At 46.8% G+C, this 18,505-nt stretch carries 13 protein-coding genes and 1 tRNA gene; 9 read left to right on the top strand and 5 right to left on the bottom strand.

What is annotated here, in order from left to right; all coding sequences use genetic code 11:
* The first annotated feature begins 99 nt into the window (after positions 1-99).
* From H8698_RS04750 to H8698_RS04735, 4 genes are read left to right on the top strand one after another with little or no spacing between them, the layout of a single operon-like run.
* Positions 100-3,585, top strand: a complete 3,486-nt coding sequence (locus H8698_RS04750) for a DNA polymerase III subunit alpha (RefSeq protein ID WP_249311375.1) — start codon at positions 100-102, stop codon at positions 3,583-3,585.
* An 18-nt stretch (positions 3,586-3,603) separates the two neighbouring features.
* The gene (locus H8698_RS04745) at positions 3,604-4,857 is read left to right on the top strand and encodes a glycoside hydrolase family 28 protein (RefSeq protein WP_249311374.1); all 1,254 of its coding nucleotides are present in this window, start codon (positions 3,604-3,606) and stop codon (positions 4,855-4,857) included.
* Between the two features lie 22 nt (positions 4,858-4,879).
* Positions 4,880-5,806 carry a DMT family transporter gene (locus H8698_RS04740; protein WP_249311373.1) on the top strand — a complete coding sequence of 309 codons (927 nt, stop codon included), beginning with the start codon at positions 4,880-4,882 and terminating at the stop codon, positions 5,804-5,806.
* Complete coding sequence (locus H8698_RS04735) at positions 5,796-6,473, top strand: SGNH/GDSL hydrolase family protein (RefSeq protein ID WP_249311372.1); 678 nt, start codon at positions 5,796-5,798, stop codon at positions 6,471-6,473. Before H8698_RS04740 ends, H8698_RS04735 begins: the two co-directional genes overlap by 11 nt.
* Positions 6,474-6,529: 56 nt before the next feature.
* On the opposite strand, the gene H8698_RS04730 is transcribed toward H8698_RS04735, so the two are convergent.
* Entirely contained in the window at positions 6,530-7,138 is a 609-nt protein-coding gene (locus H8698_RS04730; protein ID WP_249311371.1) for a GNAT family N-acetyltransferase, read from the bottom strand.
* Between the two features lie 96 nt (positions 7,139-7,234).
* Between H8698_RS04730 and H8698_RS04725 the strand changes: the two genes are divergently transcribed.
* Positions 7,235-7,450 (top strand): helix-turn-helix domain-containing protein, encoded by a 216-nt coding sequence (locus H8698_RS04725; RefSeq protein ID WP_249311370.1) that lies wholly within the window; start codon positions 7,235-7,237, stop codon positions 7,448-7,450.
* A gap of 48 nt (positions 7,451-7,498) precedes the next feature.
* Here H8698_RS04725 and H8698_RS04720 read toward each other — a convergent pair whose 3' ends face one another.
* Positions 7,499-7,906, bottom strand: a complete 408-nt coding sequence (locus H8698_RS04720) for a putative ABC transporter permease (protein ID WP_249311369.1) — start codon at positions 7,904-7,906, stop codon at positions 7,499-7,501.
* Positions 7,907-8,099: 193 nt separating this feature from the next.
* Between H8698_RS04720 and H8698_RS04715 the strand changes: the two genes are divergently transcribed.
* Both H8698_RS04715 and H8698_RS13275 read left to right on the top strand, forming a co-directional pair.
* Positions 8,100-11,045, top strand: a complete 2,946-nt coding sequence (locus tag H8698_RS04715; RefSeq protein WP_283245368.1) for an acyl-CoA dehydratase activase — start codon at positions 8,100-8,102, stop codon at positions 11,043-11,045.
* Positions 11,042-12,367, top strand: a complete 1,326-nt coding sequence (locus H8698_RS13275; protein WP_283245367.1) for a 2-hydroxyacyl-CoA dehydratase — start codon at positions 11,042-11,044, stop codon at positions 12,365-12,367. The genes H8698_RS04715 and H8698_RS13275 overlap by 4 nt, the downstream gene beginning before the upstream one ends.
* A 48-nt stretch (positions 12,368-12,415) precedes the next feature.
* Here H8698_RS13275 and gdhA read toward each other — a convergent pair whose 3' ends face one another.
* The gene (gene gdhA, locus H8698_RS04710; RefSeq protein WP_177678978.1) at positions 12,416-13,759 is read right to left on the bottom strand and encodes an NADP-specific glutamate dehydrogenase; all 1,344 of its coding nucleotides are present in this window, start codon (positions 13,757-13,759) and stop codon (positions 12,416-12,418) included.
* Positions 13,760-13,849: 90 nt separating this feature from the next.
* Positions 13,850-13,925 (bottom strand) — tRNA-Thr (locus tag H8698_RS04705).
* Positions 13,926-14,170: 245 nt separating this feature from the next.
* On the opposite strand from H8698_RS04705, the gene trhA reads away from it, so the two are divergent.
* Together trhA and H8698_RS04695 are read left to right on the top strand one after the other, a co-directional pair.
* Complete coding sequence (gene trhA, locus H8698_RS04700; RefSeq protein ID WP_249311368.1) at positions 14,171-14,845, top strand: PAQR family membrane homeostasis protein TrhA; 675 nt, start codon at positions 14,171-14,173, stop codon at positions 14,843-14,845.
* Positions 14,846-14,906: 61 nt separating this feature from the next.
* Entirely contained in the window at positions 14,907-16,634 is a 1,728-nt protein-coding gene (locus tag H8698_RS04695; protein WP_249311367.1) for a hypothetical protein, read from the top strand.
* 54 nt (positions 16,635-16,688) lie between these two features.
* Here H8698_RS04695 and H8698_RS04690 read toward each other — a convergent pair whose 3' ends face one another.
* A complete protein-coding gene (locus H8698_RS04690) occupies positions 16,689-18,440 on the bottom strand; it encodes a glycoside hydrolase family 2 protein (protein WP_249311366.1) in 1,752 nt (583 codons plus the stop codon).
* Positions 18,441-18,505 lie beyond the last annotated feature (65 nt).

Raw genomic sequence — 18,505 nt, 5'->3', positions numbered from 1 at the left:
AAAGTCAAATGCTAAACGATAAAAATATTGAGAAAAATGTTGATTTTCTTACGGAATCAATGTACAATAGATGTAAGATTTATATAAAAGGAGAGAATTATGAGCTTTGTTCATTTGCACACCCATACGGAATATAGCTTTTTAGACGGCGCCTGCAGAATCGGGCCGCTGGTTAAAAGAGCCAAAGAACTGAATATGAACGCCTTGACAATTACAGACCACGGGGACATGTGCGGCGTAATTGAGTTTTATAAAGAGGCGAAAGCAGCCGGAATAAAACCGTTAATCGGCTGTGAGGTGTATGTGGCGGCGAAGGACAGGAACATAAAGTCTCACGATAACGGCAACACCACCCACCACCTTGTGCTGATTGCAAAAAACATGACGGGATACCGCAATTTAATTAAAGTCGTTTCCGCCGGGTTCATAGACGGGTTTTATTATAAACCCCGGGTGGATTTTTCTGTTTTAAAACAGCACGCAGAGGGGCTGATTTGCCTTTCTGCCTGTCTGGCCGGGGAAATTCCCCAGGCCATTGTGAACGGAGATGAGGAACGGGCAAAGAAGCTGATCGCACAGTACAGCAGCCTTTACGGAAAAGAAAATTTCTTTTTGGAAATTCAAAATCACGGAATTGCCGACCAGCGCCGCGTGAACGCATTTTTAATTCCTTACGCCCAGGAAGCCGGCATTGGGCTGGTTGCCACCAACGACGTGCACTACATAGAAAAAAAGGATGCAAAATATCAGGATTTGCTCATGTGCATTCAAACCAACCGCAAGGTGGCGGAAACCGACCGAATGGCCTTTGAGACCGACGAGTTTTATTTAAAGAGCGAAGAGGAAATGAACGCTTTGTTCGGCCAGGTTCCGGGCGCGCTTTCTAACACACAGAAAATTGCGGACATGTGTGATTTGGAATTTGAATTCGGCGTGCTGAAGCTGCCAAAGTTTGCGGTGCCAAACAGCGGCGATGCGTTTGACTATTTAAAATCCCTCTGCTATGAAGGGCTTCACAAACGATACGGCGAAAAAGCAAATGAGGTGAAGGAACGCCTTGATTTCGAGCTTGAAGTGATCCGCAGCATGGGCTATGTGGACTATTTTTTAATCGTTTGGGATTTTATTAAATTTGCCAAAGACAGAAAAATTCCCGTGGGGCCGGGCAGAGGCTCCGCCGCCGGCAGTGTGGTGAGCTATTGCCTGAATATTACCAACATCGACCCCATTCGGTTCGGACTGATTTTTGAACGGTTCTTGAATCCGGAACGCATCAGCATGCCGGACATTGACATTGACTTCTGCAACGAAGACCGGCAGCAGGTAATTGACTATGTTGTTGAAAAATATGGCAGGGACTGCGTTTCTCAAATCATCACGTTTAACAAAATGAAGGCCAAAAACGCCATTCGCGACGTTGGGCGCGTGCTGGATATCTCCTACAGTGACACGGACGCAATTGCGAAAATGATTCCCTTTGACCTGCACATGACCATAGACAAGGCGTTAAAGCTCAATCCGGAGCTGAAGGCAAAATATGACGGCGACGCAACCGTTCATGAGCTGATTGACGACGCAATGGCCTTAGAGGGTTTAATCCGCAACGCGGGCACCCACGCGGCAGGCGTGGTGATTTCGCAAAAGCCCCTGACGGAATATGTGCCTCTGCAAAAAAATGATGATGTGTTAATCACGCAGTTTCCGAAAGACACCGTGGAGGAGCTTGGGCTTTTAAAAATGGACTTTCTGGGGCTGCGGAATTTAGGAATTATTAAAGACGCTCTGAACATTATTCAGGATTCCACCGGCGAGGAAATTAACATTGACGACATTAATTTAAACGAAGACGGCGTTTATAAAATGATTTCCCGGGGAGAAACAGAGGGGGTTTTCCAGCTGGAAAGCCCGGGCATGAAACAGTTTATTAAAGAAATGCGGCCGGAAAACATAGAGGATATTGTCGCCGCCATTTCTCTTTACCGCCCCGGCCCCATGGACCAGATTCCGCGGTATATTACAAACAAAATTCACCCTGAAAACGTGCAATATAAACACCCTGCGTTAGAGCCAATTTTAAACGTCACCTACGGGTGCATGGTTTATCAGGAGCAGGTTATGGAAATTGTGCGGAAATTAGGCGGCTATTCTCTGGCCCGGGCAGATTTGGTGCGCCGCGCCATGAGCAAGAAAAAAGCCGATGTGATGAACGAAGAACGCAAAAACTTTATTTACGGCAAGGAAAATGAAGACGGCTCAGTTCAGATTGAAGGCTGCCTGCGGCGTGGCGTGGACGAGGCAACCGCAAACGCGATTTTTGACGAAATGATGGACTTTGCCAACTATGCCTTTAACAAATCCCACGCCGCGGCCTATGCGTTTGTGGTTTACCAGACCGCATATCTAAAATATTTCTATCCCGCCCAGTATATGGCGGCGCTGCTTTCTTCGGTGCTGGATTCGCCGGACAAGGTAAACGGCTATTCCGCGGAGGCGGCGCGGATGGGCATTAAAATTCTGCCGCCGGACATTAACAAAAGCGCCGCAGGGTTCACCGTTGCCGACGGGGATATCCGGTTCGGGCTGGCGGTGATTAAAAACGTAGGCGTTGGCTGTGTTGAGGCGATTGTGGAGGAGCGCAGAAGCAGCGGGGCATATTTAAGCTACCGCGATTTTGCAAAGCGAACCCTTTCGCTGAACGTTACGAAGCGCGTGCATGAGTATTTAATCAAGGCCGGCGCGTTCGACGCCCTGGGCGAAAAACGCTCCTGTCTGCTAAAGGATTTTGAAGGTATTATCGATTCGTTTGCCGACGACTTTAAGCGGAACATTTCCGGTCAGATGTCCCTCTGGGGGGACGAAGAAGAAACCGCCGACGCTTTTTCCACAGACATTGCAGAGTTTTCTCAAAAGGAACTGTTAAAGCTGGAAAAAGAGAGCATTGGCTACTACATTTCCGGCCACCCCTTAAACGAGTTTGCAGACGAAATTGCGGACATTTCAACGCTGTCTTTTTCTGAATTGCAGCGGGGAAGCACCCCGGACGGAGAGGACGTGGCGGCGGTTTTTGAAGAAAACCGGAACGTTACAGACGGCGCAAAAGTGAAAATCTGCGCTTTAGCCACCGGAGTGAAAACAAAGATAACAAAAAATAACAAGATGATGGCGTTCGTCACCGCTGAGGATTTAACCGGCCAGGCGGAAATTTTGGTGTTTCCCAACGTGTATGAGCGGTGCAAACAATATTTAACCGAGGATGCTCCCATTGTTATCAGCGGCAGGCTGTCTTTCCGGGAGGACGAGGAGCCAAAAATTCTCTGCGACGCCATTTCTCCCTTAGAGCACGGCATGAAGCCTCCGGCAGGCGAGCAAAAGCTCTTTATGAAATTTGAGCTGGGGAAGGACTTTTTAATCGACCGGGCAAAAGCCATTTTGGCGGAGCACACAGGAGACGTGCCTGCATATATTTTTGTGGAGGAAAAAAATATGACGGCCCTGGCCCCAAAAAGCCTTTGGTGCAGCGGGGGAGACGATGTAATTGGCGCGCTAAAGCGCCTGCTTGGAGAAAAAAACGTTATTTTAAAATAGAGGAGACGAAACACAACAATGAACATTACACCTGAAAATATGACGACAAAACGGTTTCAAGAGGCGGTTGACAGCGCCGCAAAGAGCGGGACGGAACTTACGGTTGAACCGGGAGCTTATGTGCTGGGAACCATTTTTTTGCGGGACAATTTAAAACTGAATTTAAAAAGAGGAGCTTATCTTTTCGGCACGGCAGATTTCAGCGAATATTCCTCTGACGTGGATTTGTTTACCGACGCGGTGGACAACCTGCGGGGCAAAAGTTTAATTTATGCCGAAAATGTGACAAACGTAAAAATTTATGGCGGCGGCGTGATTTCCGGCAGGGGCGGCATTTTTAACCAGGAACACCCCAACCATTTGGAGCGTCCTTTTTTGGTGCGGCTCATTGGCTGTAAGAACATTGCGTTAGACGGAATTGAACTTCGCGATTCCGCGGCATGGAACCTGCATTTGATGGACTGTGAGGACGTAACGGTTACAAACGTTACCATTAAAAGCCGCGTGAATGAAAACAACGACGCCATTGACATTGACGCATGCAGAAGGTGCGTCATCTCGGGCTGCAGCCTAGACACCGGCGACGATGCAATTTGCCTGAAAGCCACGGTAGACAGGCCGTGCCGTGATATTACGGTGAAAAACTGTGTCATTACTAGCAACTGGGCGGCAATCAAAATCGGCACAGAGTCGGTGGGCGATTTTGAGAACATCACCATTTCCGACTGTTTTGTTTACGACTGCAACGGCTGCGGCATTAAGATTGTTCCTGTTGACGGCGGAAACGCGAAAAACGTCACCATTCAAAATATTACGTTTTTAAACACCACCGGGCCGATTTTCATTGCCAACGGCGAGCGCCTGCGGGTTTACCATGAAGGGCATGAGCGAAAGGAACCGGGTGTGATTGAAAACCTTTTGATTTCTGACATTCACGGCGACGCGGTGAACGCAATCGGCACAACCTACAAAGGCGAGGCCTGGGGAAACGCGAAAAGCTGCATTGTGGTTTCGGGAACGGAAACCGCGCGCCTTAAAAACATTGTAATCCGCAATGTGGACATGCAAATGGCAGGCGGGGAGGCCATGGCGCCTGTGGGCAAAGTTCCTGAAATGGGCGTGCGCTATCCTGAATTTCATAACTTCGGCGTGCTGCCCGCCTGGGGAATTTATGTGCGCCATGCAGACGGCTTTCGTGCGGAAAACGTGAACCTGACGCTGAAAAGTAAGGATGTTCGGCCGATGTGTGTTACAGAAGATATAAAAGAATAAATTGTGAATTTGGAGGAGTAAAATGTCAACGAAAATGCGCGGTAATTTTCTTTTGGCAATTACCGCATTGGTTTGGGGAATTTCGTTTGTGTCCCAAAGCATAGGGATGGATTATATTGGCGCAAACACCTTTAACGGAATTCGAACGCTGTTAGGCGGCCTGGTTCTTTTGCCCGTGATTTTGATAACAGACGCAGGGAAAAAGAAAAAGGGAACGTATAAAAAGTGCAATTTTAAAAAGCTGCTGCTTTACGGCGCTGTTTGCGGCGTGCTGCTGTGCGTAGCTTCCACGCTGCAGTCGCTGGGACTTAAAGAAACAACGGCGGGAAAAAGCGGGTTCATCACGGCGCTTTATATTATTTTTGTTTCCGTCATGGGTATTTTTGCCGGAAGGAAGCTGAACCTGAAAATAGTGTCCGGCGTGCTTCTGGCGGTTTTGGGAATGTATTTTTTGTGCCTGTTTGGAGCGGAAATCAATTTTTGCTTCGGCGACTTTTTAACCTTTTTGTGCGCCATTGTGTTTTCGTTCCATATTTTAGTCATTGACAGGGTTGCGCCGAAAACCGACGGGGTTAAGCTTGCCTGCACGCAGTTTTTTGTTTGCGGACTGTTAAACTGCATTGCAATGTTTCTCTTTGAAAGCCCTGATTGGGCCTTAATTAAGCAGTGCATCGGCGCGATTTTATATTCGGGAATTATGTCCTGCGGTGTGGCCTACACCCTGCAGATTGTGGGGCAAAAATATACAGACCCCACGTCTGCCTCCATGCTGATGAGCTTAGAGTCGGTGTTTGCGGTGCTCTCCGGCTGGATTCTTTTGGGCGAGCGCATGAACGTGCCGCAGATTTTTGGCTGCACGCTGATGTTTGCCGCCATTGTGCTGGTTCAGCTTCCTGAAAGGGCGGCTGTTTTGAAAAATAATAAGGAGATGGCAGAAAATGATATTTGACGCAAAAGACAGGGTTTTGTTTATCGGCGACTCTGTTTCAGACTTCGGAAGAGCGCGCCCTGTGGGCGAGGGCCTGCACGACGGCGTGGGAACAGGGTTTATCCGCGTAATCAGCAATTTCATCAATGGCTATTACCCGGAAAGAAACATCAGAATTACGAACATGGGCATTTCGGGCAACAATGTTTTGGATTTAGACGACCGGTGGCAGTCTGACGTTTTAGATTTGGAGCCGGATTGGGTGAACATCTTAATTGGGATTAACGACGTGTGGCGGCAGTTCGACACGCCGGACTGCTGCGCCAAAGGCTGCATTACGCCTGAAATTTATGAAAGAACCTACCGGGAGCTTTTAGACAGAACCGTTCCCTATGTGAAAGGCGTTACGCTGATGACGCCCTATTACATGGAACCGTTAAAAGAGGACATGATGCGAAAACGCATGGATGAATATGTGGCGGCAGTAAAACGCATAGCAAAGGATTATGGATTTATCTGCATTGATTTGCAGAGGGTGTTTGACGAATATTTAAAGGTGCGCCATTCCAGCTACCTCACCTGGGACCGGGTACACCCCAACGGCACAGGCGCCACGCTGATTGCAATGGAATTTTTAAAAGAAGTTGGGTTCGACTTTTCACGCCTCAGCCGCGCCCTTTCACAGTAACATAAAACCAGGCCGGAAAGCATTTGCTTTCCGGCCTGGTTTTATATCATCAAATTTTAACAAGTTTTGATATATATGGCGCTGCCGTCATGTTCTGCGATACATTTCATACCGTTTTTCAGATAAAAATTTCTTGCTCTTCCGTTATCTTTGTTGACAGATAATGTGTAGCTTTTTATTTTGTTTTCTATTAATTTTTTTTCAAAATTTTGAAGCAATGCTTCTGACACGCCGTATTCTTTTCCTCTATAATCATTTAAAATACAAATAGACAGCAAATCCGCTGTGTTTGCATGTTCCGCTGTCGTATGTTTATTTTTGGGTTTGAAAACAGTGGAGATTTTTTTTAAACACCGTGATATTGCTGCTCTATCTAATTTTAAGCACAGAAAGAAAAGTTTTTTTGCTAAAGCGGCTTTATTTTTTTGTTCAAAATGATTTTTGGCCTGACTACCGCTGTAATATCCCATACAAAAACCAATTATTTTATCATTTTTAAAATCCTTTGCAACCACAAATAAATTATCTTCTTTCAAAAACTGTTTGTAATAGTTTTCAAGCAGCGTTTCACCCAAAGAACTGAGAAAATAACTTTCAAAGCATTTTAAGTGAACCTGAACAATTTCGGGAATTTCGGCTTCACACGCATCTTTATATAGAAACATTTCTTTTTCCTTTCCGAATAATAAAATTAAAATATACCAATTTGGGATAATATTGATTATACCAAATTGGTATAATCATGTCAAGAGGATGTGTGTATGAGATTAAAAGAATTAAGAAAACAAAAAAATATAACGCAGCTAAAACTTGCAATGGATTTAAATATGAACCAAAATACCATCTCCCGTTATGAAAACGGCGAACGCGAGGCGGGCTATCGGGAATTGATTCTGATTGCCGATTATTTTCATGTTTCATTGGACTATCTCCTCGAAAGAAGTGATGATCCGACATTTTATTCTGAACAAACATAAATAAAACTGCGTTGCTCCCGGAATTTCCGGGAGCAACGCAGTTTCATTTTACGCCATCCATTTGCAAATTCCGTTACACAGCGCAGTTATTGGAACACACAACAAAAACCAAAGTACAAAAAACGGCAGACAAATCTGCCCGAAAAAGTTCAGTGGAATGTTTGAATAGTCCCACACGTTCCAGTTCAGCAAAACGTTTACCACCGTGCCGAACATCAGCTCCACACAGGTGATAATCAGTGCGCCGAAGAAGCATTTTGCGAAAAGCGGCATATTTTTTTCATCTTCACATAGTTTGTAATATATCGTGAAACAAGTTCCGCCTGCGAAAAGCATGGTCCAGTGCGTATATCCGCGCCACAAAATTTCTATGGCGCCATACCCAAAGGCGCCGATTAAAAACAGCGCGGCCAATCCGAATAGACGGACAGGCCCGCCGGCTAATTTTTCATTCATAAATTTAATCACCTCTGTTTAATATGCCCGAAATGAAAACGTTAATACATTGTTAAAAAATGAACTTATTGCTGGACGGAGCGCGAATTTTGTGATAAAATGAATACGATAAATTAGAATAAAATGAAAGTGATTGTGGACAAAATTTGATTTTTGTCATATTATGTAGAAAAATCGTGAGGAGGCATTAATTTTGCGTCTCAGCATAGGAATAGATATTGGATCGACAACAGTGAAGATTGCGGTAATGGAAGGCAGCCGCATTCTTTTTACGCATTATGAGCGTCATATGTCCCAGGTGCGGACAAAGACGCTGGAGATTTTAGAAAAAGTGAAAGCACTTGTAGGCGACGAAGAATTTACCGTGTCAATTTCGGGTTCTGCCGGTTTGGGGCTGGCAAACAGCGCAAATGTGAGCTTTGTGCAGGAAGTTTTTGCAACGGAAAAAGCCGTACGGCTCCTTTTGGGCGATGTTGACATTGTGGTGGAGTTGGGCGGAGAAGACGCCAAGATTTTGTTTTTAACGGGCGGCGTGGAAGAACGTATGAACGGCACCTGTGCCGGCGGAACCGGCTCGTTTATCGACCAGATGGCGGTGCTTTTAAACTTGTCCCCCGACGAAATGGACAAACAGGGGCTTGCGGCGGAAAGGCTTTATCCCATAGCGTCGCGGTGCGGCGTGTTTGCCAAGTCTGACATTCAGCCGCTGTTAAACCAAAACGCGGATAAGCGGGACATTTCCGCAAGCATTTTCCATGCGGTGGTGGAGCAGACCATAACCGGCCTTGCAAGAGGGCGGCAGCTAACGGGCAAAATCGCCTTTTTGGGCGGCCCGATCCACTTTTTTGACTGTTTAAAAAAGCAGTTTAAAGAAACGCTGGCACTTTCGGATGAGAATGCAGTGTTCCCGGAATATGACCTGTTTTTTGTTGCCGCAGGCGCAGCGATATATGCAAAGGAAAGCGGCACAGCCTTAACTTATAACAGTTTAGCGGAGCGCCTGAAAAATGCCGCTGCCGACACGGGGCACAACACCTATATGCGTCCCCTGTTTGAAACGGAGGAGGAATATCAGGCGTTTTCTGCGCGGCACCAAAAGGCCGCGGTGGAGTTCGCTGACTTATCGGAATATAAAGGGGACGCCTACCTCGGCATCGACTGCGGTTCCACCACGGTGAAACTGGTGCTGACAGACAGCGATAACCGCATTTTATACAGCTACTACAGCTCAAACAAGGGAAACCCGTTAGAAGCTGTGAAAAAGTGTCTGCTTGAAATTTACAGCCTGTGCGAAGACAGGGTAACCATTCGCGGCTCTGCCGCCACAGGCTACGGCGAAAGCTTAATGGTAAATGCGTTTGGCGTGGATTTTGGCCTGGTTGAAACCATGGCTCATTTTAAAGCTACGTCTTTTTTCCGGCCGGATGTGGATTTTATCATCGACATCGGCGGGCAGGACATTAAATGCTTTAAAATTAAAAACGGCGCAATTGACAACATTATGCTAAACGAAGCGTGCTCATCGGGCTGCGGCTCGTTTATTGAAACCTTTGCAAAATCCATGGGATATGACGCCGAAGAGTTCGCAAAGCTGGGCATTTTTGCAAAGCACCCGGTAGATTTAGGCTCCCGGTGTACGGTGTTTATGAATTCGTCGGTGAAGCAGTCGCAAAAAGACGGCGCTTCTATTCACGACATTTCGGCAGGGCTTTCCGTCAGCGTGGTGAAAAACGCCCTTTATAAGGTCATTCGTGCAAAAAGCGCTGACGATTTAGGAAACCAAATTGTGGTGCAGGGCGGCACGTTTTATAACGATGCGGTTTTGCGCTCCTTTGAACGTGAAATTGGAAAAGAGGTTACCCGGCCCACCATTGCCGGTCTTATGGGCGCGTTCGGCGCAGCTCTGTATGCAAAAGAGCAGGGGAAGGCGCAATCTTCCATCAGCCCGAAAGAAGAGCTTGAAAATTTTGTGAACACCACGAAGGAAGCAGTTTGCGGCGGATGCACCAATAAGTGCAGGCTCACAGTGAACACGTTTTCCGGCGGGCGCAAATTTATTTCCGGCAACCGGTGTGAAACACCGTTGAAGACCGCCGCACAGAAGGATTTGCCCAATGCCTATCAGTATAAACGGAGCCTTTTCGATGAGGAAAAAGCGAAGATAAAACCCGGAACACGGGGGAAAATCGGCATGCCCTATGCACTGAATATCATGGAGCTTTATCCCTTTTGGACGGCATTTTTTGCTGAGCTTGGAATTGAGGTTGTCTTTTCTGAGCCGACCACCAGAAAGACCTATGAGCTGGGACGGGACACCATTCCGTCCGACACGGTGTGCTATCCGGCAAAATTGGTGCACGGGGCAATTAGCGAGTTAATTCATCGCGGAATTGACACCATTTTTTACCCCTGCATGTCGTATAACTTAGATGAAGAGAAAGGGGATAACCACTTTAACTGCCCTGTGGTGGCATATTATCCAGAATTGATTGCCGCCAACATGCCGGCTGTGAAATCTGTTCGGTTTTTATACCCCTATTTGGGGATTGATCACCCGGATACGTTTCCAAAACAAATGATGAAGTGCCTTGCAGAAGTTTATCCCGACATAAAACGCGCCGAGGTAAAACGGGCGGCGAAGAAGGCCTATGCGGCGATTGGCGCTTACCGCGAAAAGGTTCGGGAATTCGGCAGAAGGGGAATTGCATATGCCGAGGAGCACGATTTGCCAATTATTGTGCTTGCGGGCAGGCCCTATCACATTGACCCGGAGATTAACCATGGCATTGACCGGCTGGTTTCTTCCCTGGGGGTGGTGGTTTTGTCTGACGACAGCGTGTGCGATTTTGTTTCCCCGCCAAAAGTGTCGGTTTTAAACCAGTGGACGTATCACTCGCGGCTTTACAGCGCGGCGAAATTCTGTGCACAGTCGGAGCGTGCAAATTTCGTGCAGCTGGTTTCGTTCGGCTGCGGCATTGACGCGGTTACAACCGACGAGTGCCGAAGCATTTTAGAGCGGGAGGATAAGCTTTATACACAAATTAAGATAGATGAAATTAATAATTCCGGCGCGGTGAAAATTCGGCTGAGAAGCCTTTTGTGCGCCATTGAACAAAAAACGGAGGTGAAGCCGAAATGAAGCACGAAAAAACAGTTCAAACCGGTGCGCCGGTGTTCACCGAGGAAATGAAGCATACCCATACCATTTTAATTCCAGATATGCTGCCGCTTCATTTCTCCTTTATCGAACAGATTTTAAGGCAGGACGGATATAAAACCCATATCTTGAAAAATGAAGGGCCTGCGGTGGTTGAGGCAGGCTTAAAATATGTGCACAACGACATGTGCTATCCGGCCATTATTGTAATTGGCCAGATGATGCAGGCCTTGGAAAGCGGGGATTTTGACCCGGAAAAAACCGCGTTGATGATAACCCAAACCGGCGGCGGGTGCCGGGCCTCGAACTATATTCATCTTTTGCGCAAAGCCCTTGACAAGGCGGGCTTTCACAAGGTTCCGGTTATCTCGCTGAACGTTTCCGGCCTTTCGCCTTCGCCAGGCTTTAAAATTACCGTTCCGTTCTTGCTGAAGGCCATGACGGCCGTGATTGTGGGCGACTTTTTAATGATGATTAAAAACCAGTGTGAGCCCTATGAAGTCCACAGCGGAGACACGGAAAAGGTGATTCAAAAATGGCAGGCGTTTTTTCTGAAAAAATGGGAAACGGGGAGCCTCACGACCTTTGGCTATTTAAAAAAGTATTTTCCGCAGATTTTAGACGATTTTGCGGCGGTGGAAAAGCGGGAAGAGCGCCGGCCCAGAGTAGGAATTGTGGGCGAAATTTATGTAAAATATTCCCCCATCGGAAACAACCACTTAGAGGACTTTTTGGTTTCGGAAGGAGCTGAGGTCGTTGTTCCGGGCCTTTTAGACTTTTGTCTTTATTGTGTTTATAACGGCGTGGTGGACCAAAAGCTTTACGGCGGAAAGGCTGTGAAAGCTAAAATCAGTAAGATTGCTTATCATTATCTGACCAAGCGGCAAAACAGCATGTATAAAATCGTGAAAGACCACGGCGTGTTCCGCGCGCCCCTGGGCTTTTCTGAAAAGAAGGACATTACAGAACAATATATTGGCCAGGGTGTGAAAATGGGCGAGGGGTGGCTGTTAACTTCTGAAATGGCGGAGCTGGTGACAGAAGGCGTGAAAAACATTGTGTGCACACAGCCCTTCGGATGTTTGCCAAACCACATTGTTGCAAAGGGGATGCAGAATAAAATTAAGGCCATTCACCCTGACGCGAACATTGTTGCGGTGGATTATGACCCCGGCGCCAGCCAGGTAAACCAGCAAAACCGAATTAAGCTCATGCTGGCAAACGCAAAAATGGACGATGTGGAACAAACGGAAGAAAAAGAAATTACAGTTCCGGCCACCGGCGGAATTTCGGCAGAGATGTAAAATAAAAAAACTCCGGACATTTTGTCCGGAGTTTTTTATTCGCTTTTTTTAAACAATTCCCTGTGCCATCATGGCTTCTGCAACTTTCATAAAGCCCGCGATGTTTGCGCCGGCAACAAAGTCACCTTTCTTGCCATACTTTTCAGCGGCGTCTCTGGTGTTTTTATAAATGTTCACCATAATGTCTTTCAGTTTTGCGTCAACTTCATCAAATGTCCAGCTATAGCGCATAGAGTTCTGGCTCATTTCCAGTGCAGATGTTGCAACGCCGCCGGCGTTTGCAGCTTTTGCAGGCCCAAAGAGCAGGCCGTTCGACTGGAACTGCGCAATCGCTTCCGGCGTGGAAGGCATGTTTGCGCCCTCTGCCACAGCGTAGCAGCCATTGGCAACCAGTTTTTTTGCCGATTCTTCATCAATTTCGTTCTGTGTTGCGCAGGGCAGTGCAATGTCGCACGGAATTCCCCAAATGCCGCTGCAGCCTTCATGATATTCCGCTTCCGGGTGATAGGTAAGGTATTCTTTAATTCTCTTTCTTTCTACTTCTTTAATCTGCTTTACAGCGTCTAAATCAATGCCGTTTTTGTCGTAAATATAGCCGTTAGAGTCGCTTAAAGCAACAACCTTTCCGCCCAGCTCTGTGGCTTTTTTCGTTGCGTAAATGGCAACGTTTCCGGAACCGGAAATAACCACCGTTGCGCCCTTAAAGGACTTGCCAGCGTCTTTTAACATCTCTTCCGTGAAGTAGCAAAGACCATATCCTGTTGCTTCTGTTCTGGCCAAAGAACCGCCGTATGTAAGGCCTTTTCCTGTCAGCACACCGGTATATTCGTTTCTGAGCCTTTTATACTGACCGTACATAAATCCGATTTCACGGCCGCCAACACCAATGTCACCTGCAGGAACATCGGTATCTGCGCCGATGTGTTTGGAAAGCTCTGTCATAAAGCTCTGGCAGAAATGCATTACCTCGTTGTCGCTCTTGCCCTTGGGGTCGAAATCCGATCCGCCCTTGCCGCCGCCGATGGGCAGACCTGTCAGTGAATTTTTAAATATTTGTTCAAATCCTAAGAATTTGATGATTCCAAGATATACGGAAGGATGAAATCTTAAACCGCCCTTATAAGGCCCAATAGCGCTGTTAAACTGAACTCTGAATCCGCGGTTAACCTGAACCTTGCCGGAATCGTCCACCCAGGGCACACGGAATGTGATCACCCGTTCGGGTTCAACAATTCGTTCAACAATTCCCTTTTCCGCAAATTCCGGATGCGCCTCAATAACGGGCTCTAACGATTCCAGAACCTCTTTTACAGCCTGCAAAAATTCAGGCTCGGCAGGGTTTCTTTTTGTCACTGTTTCCATAACGTCGTTTAAATACTTGCTTTTAAACATTTTTTTTACCTCCGCTTTCCGATTTAGATTTTTGGGATGTATATGAAAAAAGGCCGCGGTGAGAGTATCAATCTCAACGCAGCCTAAATTTGGAGCTGGAGATGGGACTTGAACCCACGACCTGCTGATTACGAATCAGCTGCGCTACCAACTGTGCCACTCCAGCTTATAAAGTATGTAGTTGTCCTCAAAAAAGAGTTTTGCCGAAATTTGAAAATTTATGAGAAAAATGCTACAATCCCTTATTTGGCACGAAATTTATTATACTATAAACAGCGCACGCTTGTCAATAAAAATTTGAAATTTTTTGGGATTTGCAAACGATTTTTAAATATTGCGCCGTGCCTGTTGACAGCGGCTGCATGTGGATTTATAATAGATTTAAAAAGGTTAAGGGGATGGAAAATGAAAATGCAGCGGACAAAACTTTCAGAACGGGAACTGCCCGACTACACAAAAGGCGAAGAAATTTTTAACATGGTGTCCCACATTGTGGGCGGCGCCCTTGGGTTGGCGGCGCTGGTGCTGTGCGTCGTTTTTTCGGCCCTGCACAAAAATGTTTATGGCGTGGTGGCAAGCGCGATTTACGGCGCAACAATGATTATTTTATACACCATGTCCAGCATTTATCACGGACTGAGGCCAAACCGAATGGCCAAAAAGGTGTTTCAGGTAATTGACCACTGCTCTATCTTTCTGCTCATTGCAGGCACCTATACGCCGCTGGCCCTGTGCTCATTCAGGGAATATTCCGCGCCTTTGGGCTGGTGGATTTTCGGCGTCATCTGGGGCAGCGCGGTGTTAGGAATTGTGCTGAACGCCATTGATATTAAAAAGTATAAAAGATTTTCCATGATTTGCTATCTTGCAATGGGGTGGTGCATTGTGTTTGCGGCAAAGGCCACCTATTTCACGCTGGGATTTGGCGGAACTGCCTTTTTAGTTGCCGGCGGCATTCTTTACACCATTGGCGCGGTGCTGTATGCCAAGGCGAAAAATCACCGGTATATGCACTCGGTTTTTCACCTGTTTGTTGTGTTTGGAAGCGTGCTCCACTTTTTTTGTATTTTGCTTTACGTCGTTTAAACGGGCGTTTTAATGAAATAAAAAAATCAGCGGCCTTTGATACAGGAAGGAGAATATTTCAATGAAATTTAATGATTTATATAACAAAATCATTCAAGGGGCGGAACGCTATGCCGACAACGCGTTTCAGAATCAGGTTACGGACAAAAGCAGGCCCGATTTCGGCGGATTGTTTTACAGCGAATATGGGGTTGCGCTGCCGGATCATTGTTCAACTGCGGAATTTATTCCGGTTATTGGATTTCTTTATTATGAGAAAACCTCAAAGTTTTATCACAGCAGCGATTTAAGACAGCGCCTGTTTGACGCACTGGATTATATGAAGCGGTGTACGCGTGAAGACGGCCTGATTGATTTGCGCTTTAACAATTATGACAGCCCTCCGGACACCGCGTTTGCCATAACACCCATCGGATATCTTGCTTATGCGGCCAAACAGATGGACGACACAGAGCTTTACACCGCGTTAATGGAGTTTCTGGTGCCGTCGGCTGTGGCTGTTGCAAAGGGAGGCTTTCACACCCCCAATCACAGATGGGTCATTTGTGCCGCACTGGCTTTGATCATGGCGTTAGAACCTGAAAAATGCGATTTTTCTGATGTTTTAGACAGCTACCTCAAAGAGGGAATTGACATCAATTCCGACGGTTTATTCACCGAAAGAAGTCTGGGTGTTTACGACCAGATATTGAGTAAAAAAATGCTGATTCTTTCTGAATGCTGTAAAAGCAAGCTTTATTCGGCTGAGGATTTTTTAAAGATTGTGGACGTTAATTTGAAGAACCGTCTTGATTTCACCGATTTTGACAACATCGTTGACACCGATATTTCGGGAAGACAGGATTATGGTAAGAAATATGAATTGGGAAATGCGGCTGCTTTTATCTATATGTCCATTGAACAACAAAACGGGGAATATGCCGCTGCCGCAGAGATAGCCGTTGACAGCATGCGCCCGGGAACGAATCAGGGTTATGGAGAGCTGTCTACCTGCCTGTATTTTTTCTTCAAACACCCGCACTGGCGCGAAGCGGAGCTGGAACCTGCGCCCATCAGAACCCATGTTGAGCGGTTTATGCAAGAGTCGCAGCTTTACCGTGTGAAAGAGGGGAAACTCAGCGCTACGGTAAAATGCGATAATCCGGCATTTTTAAAGCTGAATTATGGAGAGGTAAAAATGCCGAGGGTAAGCCTCGTGATGGATTATTTTAATGCAATTTATAAAGCGGCTTCCATAGAGAAAACAGACTTTGGCATTCGCGTGTATATGAAATCGGAGCATAACGTGAAGCAGCATCCGGCCTTTTGGATGCCGCTGGGCGAAACGGTTGCAATAAACGAGCTTTTGGGATTTCGTGACGTTGAAAGAAGAGAACTGAACAAGCGGCCTGAATTTGACGTTTGGATTGACATTTATAAGGCGGAAAACGGATTTGATTTGCACGTTAAGACGGACAAAGGATTAGACGGCGTTCAATTCTCCATGGATTTTTTCTTTGAGCCTGGCGGAAGCATTGAGACGGAGCACTGTTCCTTTCGTGCGTGCAAGGATGAGACAATGTTTTTGAAAAAAGACGACGCCATATATGTAAAAGGCAATGATTCCATTAAAATTTGCGGCGGTTTTTATGCCCATAAAATGATTACGCCCATGCACAGCGAAACCAATGGGTTGTTTCGAATTATGCTTACAGATTTTACCCCTGTTGACAGAGTGATTCAGTTAAGATGCGGCAAATTCAGCGGTGCGGACGGAAAATGCTATTCGGAAAAAATGATGAAAAAATAATTGTTTTGCATAAAAAAACGGGATATTGGCAGAAACGCCAATATCCCGTTTTTTTTATTTGTTTTTCTTTTCAATTGCCGCCGGCAAGGTGTTAATTTCTCTGAAAATTTTCGGGTCGAATTTAAATTTTCGGTCATAGGTCATCAGGCCGTTAATCTCCTGTTCCACGTCGTATAACTGGGTGTAGCAAAAGCCGATAAACAGCTCGTCGTCTAAGATAGCCGTTGTTAGGCCCCGGTAACGCGCAATGAACGCCTCGTCGTTTTCCGGCGCTTCGCCATAGCCCCAGCCCTCGTTTCCATTTTTTTGCCGTATGCCGCCATATTCGCTTAAAAACAGCGGCTCGCCCTTTGGCTTCTGCCGCCCAGCAAGGTTTGGGTTGCGTTCAACCTGGCACAGCAGAACACCGTTCTTTGCATCTTTATAATGTTCTTTCAATTTTTCCGGGTTCTGTTCATAGTCGTGCACATCGAAAATGTCTGTAATCACATGGAAGTTTCCGCTGGTGTCAATCACCGGGCGGGTTTTGTCAATGGCCTTTGTCACCTGATACACCGTGCGCAAAATGTCGTCGCACTGACGCCTTAAGTCGCTCCAGTCCCAGGTTTCGTTAAACGGGCACCAGCCAATGATAGACGGGTGGGAATAGTCGCGCTCTAAGCACGCTACCCACTCGGGCAGGAAGTGCATCAGCTGGCCTGGCTCGGTGATGTTCAGGCCCCAGTTTGCGTGCTCGCCCCAAACGAGGTAACCCAGTTTGTCCGCCCAGTATAAAAACCGGGGTTCAAAAATCTTTTCGTGCAGGCGGGCGCCGTTAAAGCCCAGCTCCATGGAGTATAAAATGTCGTTTTTTAAGGCCTCGTCGCTGGGGGCGGTATAAATTCCGTCGGGATAAAAGCCCTGGTCTAACACCCATCTGCCGAACAACGCGGTTCCGTTCAGGCAAAAGGCCTTGTCTTTGAGCGACACCTCGCGCAGGCCAAAATATCCTTTTATGCTGTCGCAGACAACGCCGTCTTTTATCAGCTCGATTTCTGTGTCATATAAATTTCCCTTGCCGGCCTCCCACAAATGCTTTTGAGACAGCGCAACGGTGACGCAGGCTTCGTTTGTGTGAATCACTGTTTCGGCCTCCCCCGTGGGCGCTCCTTCAAAAAAAGTGCGCACCCGCAGCTTGCAGCCCAGCGCTTCGTTTGTCACATACACCTGGGTGAGCACGGAGCAGTCGTGAATATTGGAAGTATATTTCACGTTTTGAATGTGGGCGGCGTCTACCGCCTCCATCCAAACCGTCTGCCAAATTCCGGTTGTTCTGGTGTAGCAGCAGCCATAGGAATTCAGCTTGCTGCTCTGCTTTCCGCAGGGCTGGTTGCCGGACCTTGTGTCGTCTTCAGCGCACAGCGTAATTACGTTTCCGCTTTCTTTTAAGAATTTTGTAATGTTGGCTGAAAAACAAGTGTAACCGCCCTTGTGGGTGCAAACCTGTTGGCCGTTTATGTAAACGGTGGCGTGGTAATCTACGGCGCCGAAATGCAGAATGATTTCTTTTCCTGCCCACTCTTTGGGAATTTCCAGTTCGCGGCGGTACCACACACAGTTCATAAAATCTTTGTTTTCAATGCCGGAAAGCTTGCTTTCCGGACAAAACGGCACGGTTATGGTTTGGTTTAAGCTGCTGCGCAGGTAAAATTCTTTTTCTTTTCCCACCATTGCGTTGTCGATTTCAAACCCCCATTGGCCGTTTAAGTTTCTCCAGTCTTTACGGACCAGCTGCGGCCGGGGATATTCCTTTCTGGGTAGTTCCATTTTAAAAACACGCTCCTTTTCAAATTATAGGTTTATTGTATGAAACCGGTGTGAAAAAGTAAATA

The sequence above is a fragment of the Congzhengia minquanensis genome, assembly GCF_014384785.1.
Taxonomy (GTDB): Bacteria; Bacillota; Clostridia; order UBA1381; family UBA9506; genus Congzhengia; species Congzhengia minquanensis.
Note: the sequence above shows the minus strand (reverse complement) of the source record. Positions and strands in the feature narration are given on the sequence as shown.

What these genes read in the sequence shown, in the direction of transcription:
- H8698_RS04750 (WP_249311375.1), top strand. Translation starts at nt 100, where the DNA reads ATGAGCTTTGTTCATTTGCACACCCATACGGAATATAGCTTTTTAGAC.
- H8698_RS04745 (WP_249311374.1), top strand. Translation starts at nt 3,604, where the DNA reads ATGAACATTACACCTGAAAATATGACGACAAAACGGTTTCAAGAGGCG.
- H8698_RS04740 (WP_249311373.1), top strand. Translation starts at nt 4,880, where the DNA reads ATGTCAACGAAAATGCGCGGTAATTTTCTTTTGGCAATTACCGCATTG.
- H8698_RS04735 (WP_249311372.1), top strand. Translation starts at nt 5,796, where the DNA reads ATGATATTTGACGCAAAAGACAGGGTTTTGTTTATCGGCGACTCTGTT.
- H8698_RS04730 (WP_249311371.1), bottom strand. Translation starts at nt 7,138, where the DNA reads ATGTTTCTATATAAAGATGCGTGTGAAGCCGAAATTCCCGAAATTGTT.
- H8698_RS04725 (WP_249311370.1), top strand. Translation starts at nt 7,235, where the DNA reads ATGAGATTAAAAGAATTAAGAAAACAAAAAAATATAACGCAGCTAAAA.
- H8698_RS04720 (WP_249311369.1), bottom strand. Translation starts at nt 7,906, where the DNA reads ATGAATGAAAAATTAGCCGGCGGGCCTGTCCGTCTATTCGGATTGGCC.
- H8698_RS13275 (WP_283245367.1), top strand. Translation starts at nt 11,042, where the DNA reads ATGAAGCACGAAAAAACAGTTCAAACCGGTGCGCCGGTGTTCACCGAG.
- gdhA (WP_177678978.1), bottom strand. Translation starts at nt 13,759, where the DNA reads ATGTTTAAAAGCAAGTATTTAAACGACGTTATGGAAACAGTGACAAAA.
- trhA (WP_249311368.1), top strand. Translation starts at nt 14,171, where the DNA reads ATGCAGCGGACAAAACTTTCAGAACGGGAACTGCCCGACTACACAAAA.
- H8698_RS04695 (WP_249311367.1), top strand. Translation starts at nt 14,907, where the DNA reads ATGAAATTTAATGATTTATATAACAAAATCATTCAAGGGGCGGAACGC.
- H8698_RS04690 (WP_249311366.1), bottom strand. Translation starts at nt 18,440, where the DNA reads ATGGAACTACCCAGAAAGGAATATCCCCGGCCGCAGCTGGTCCGTAAA.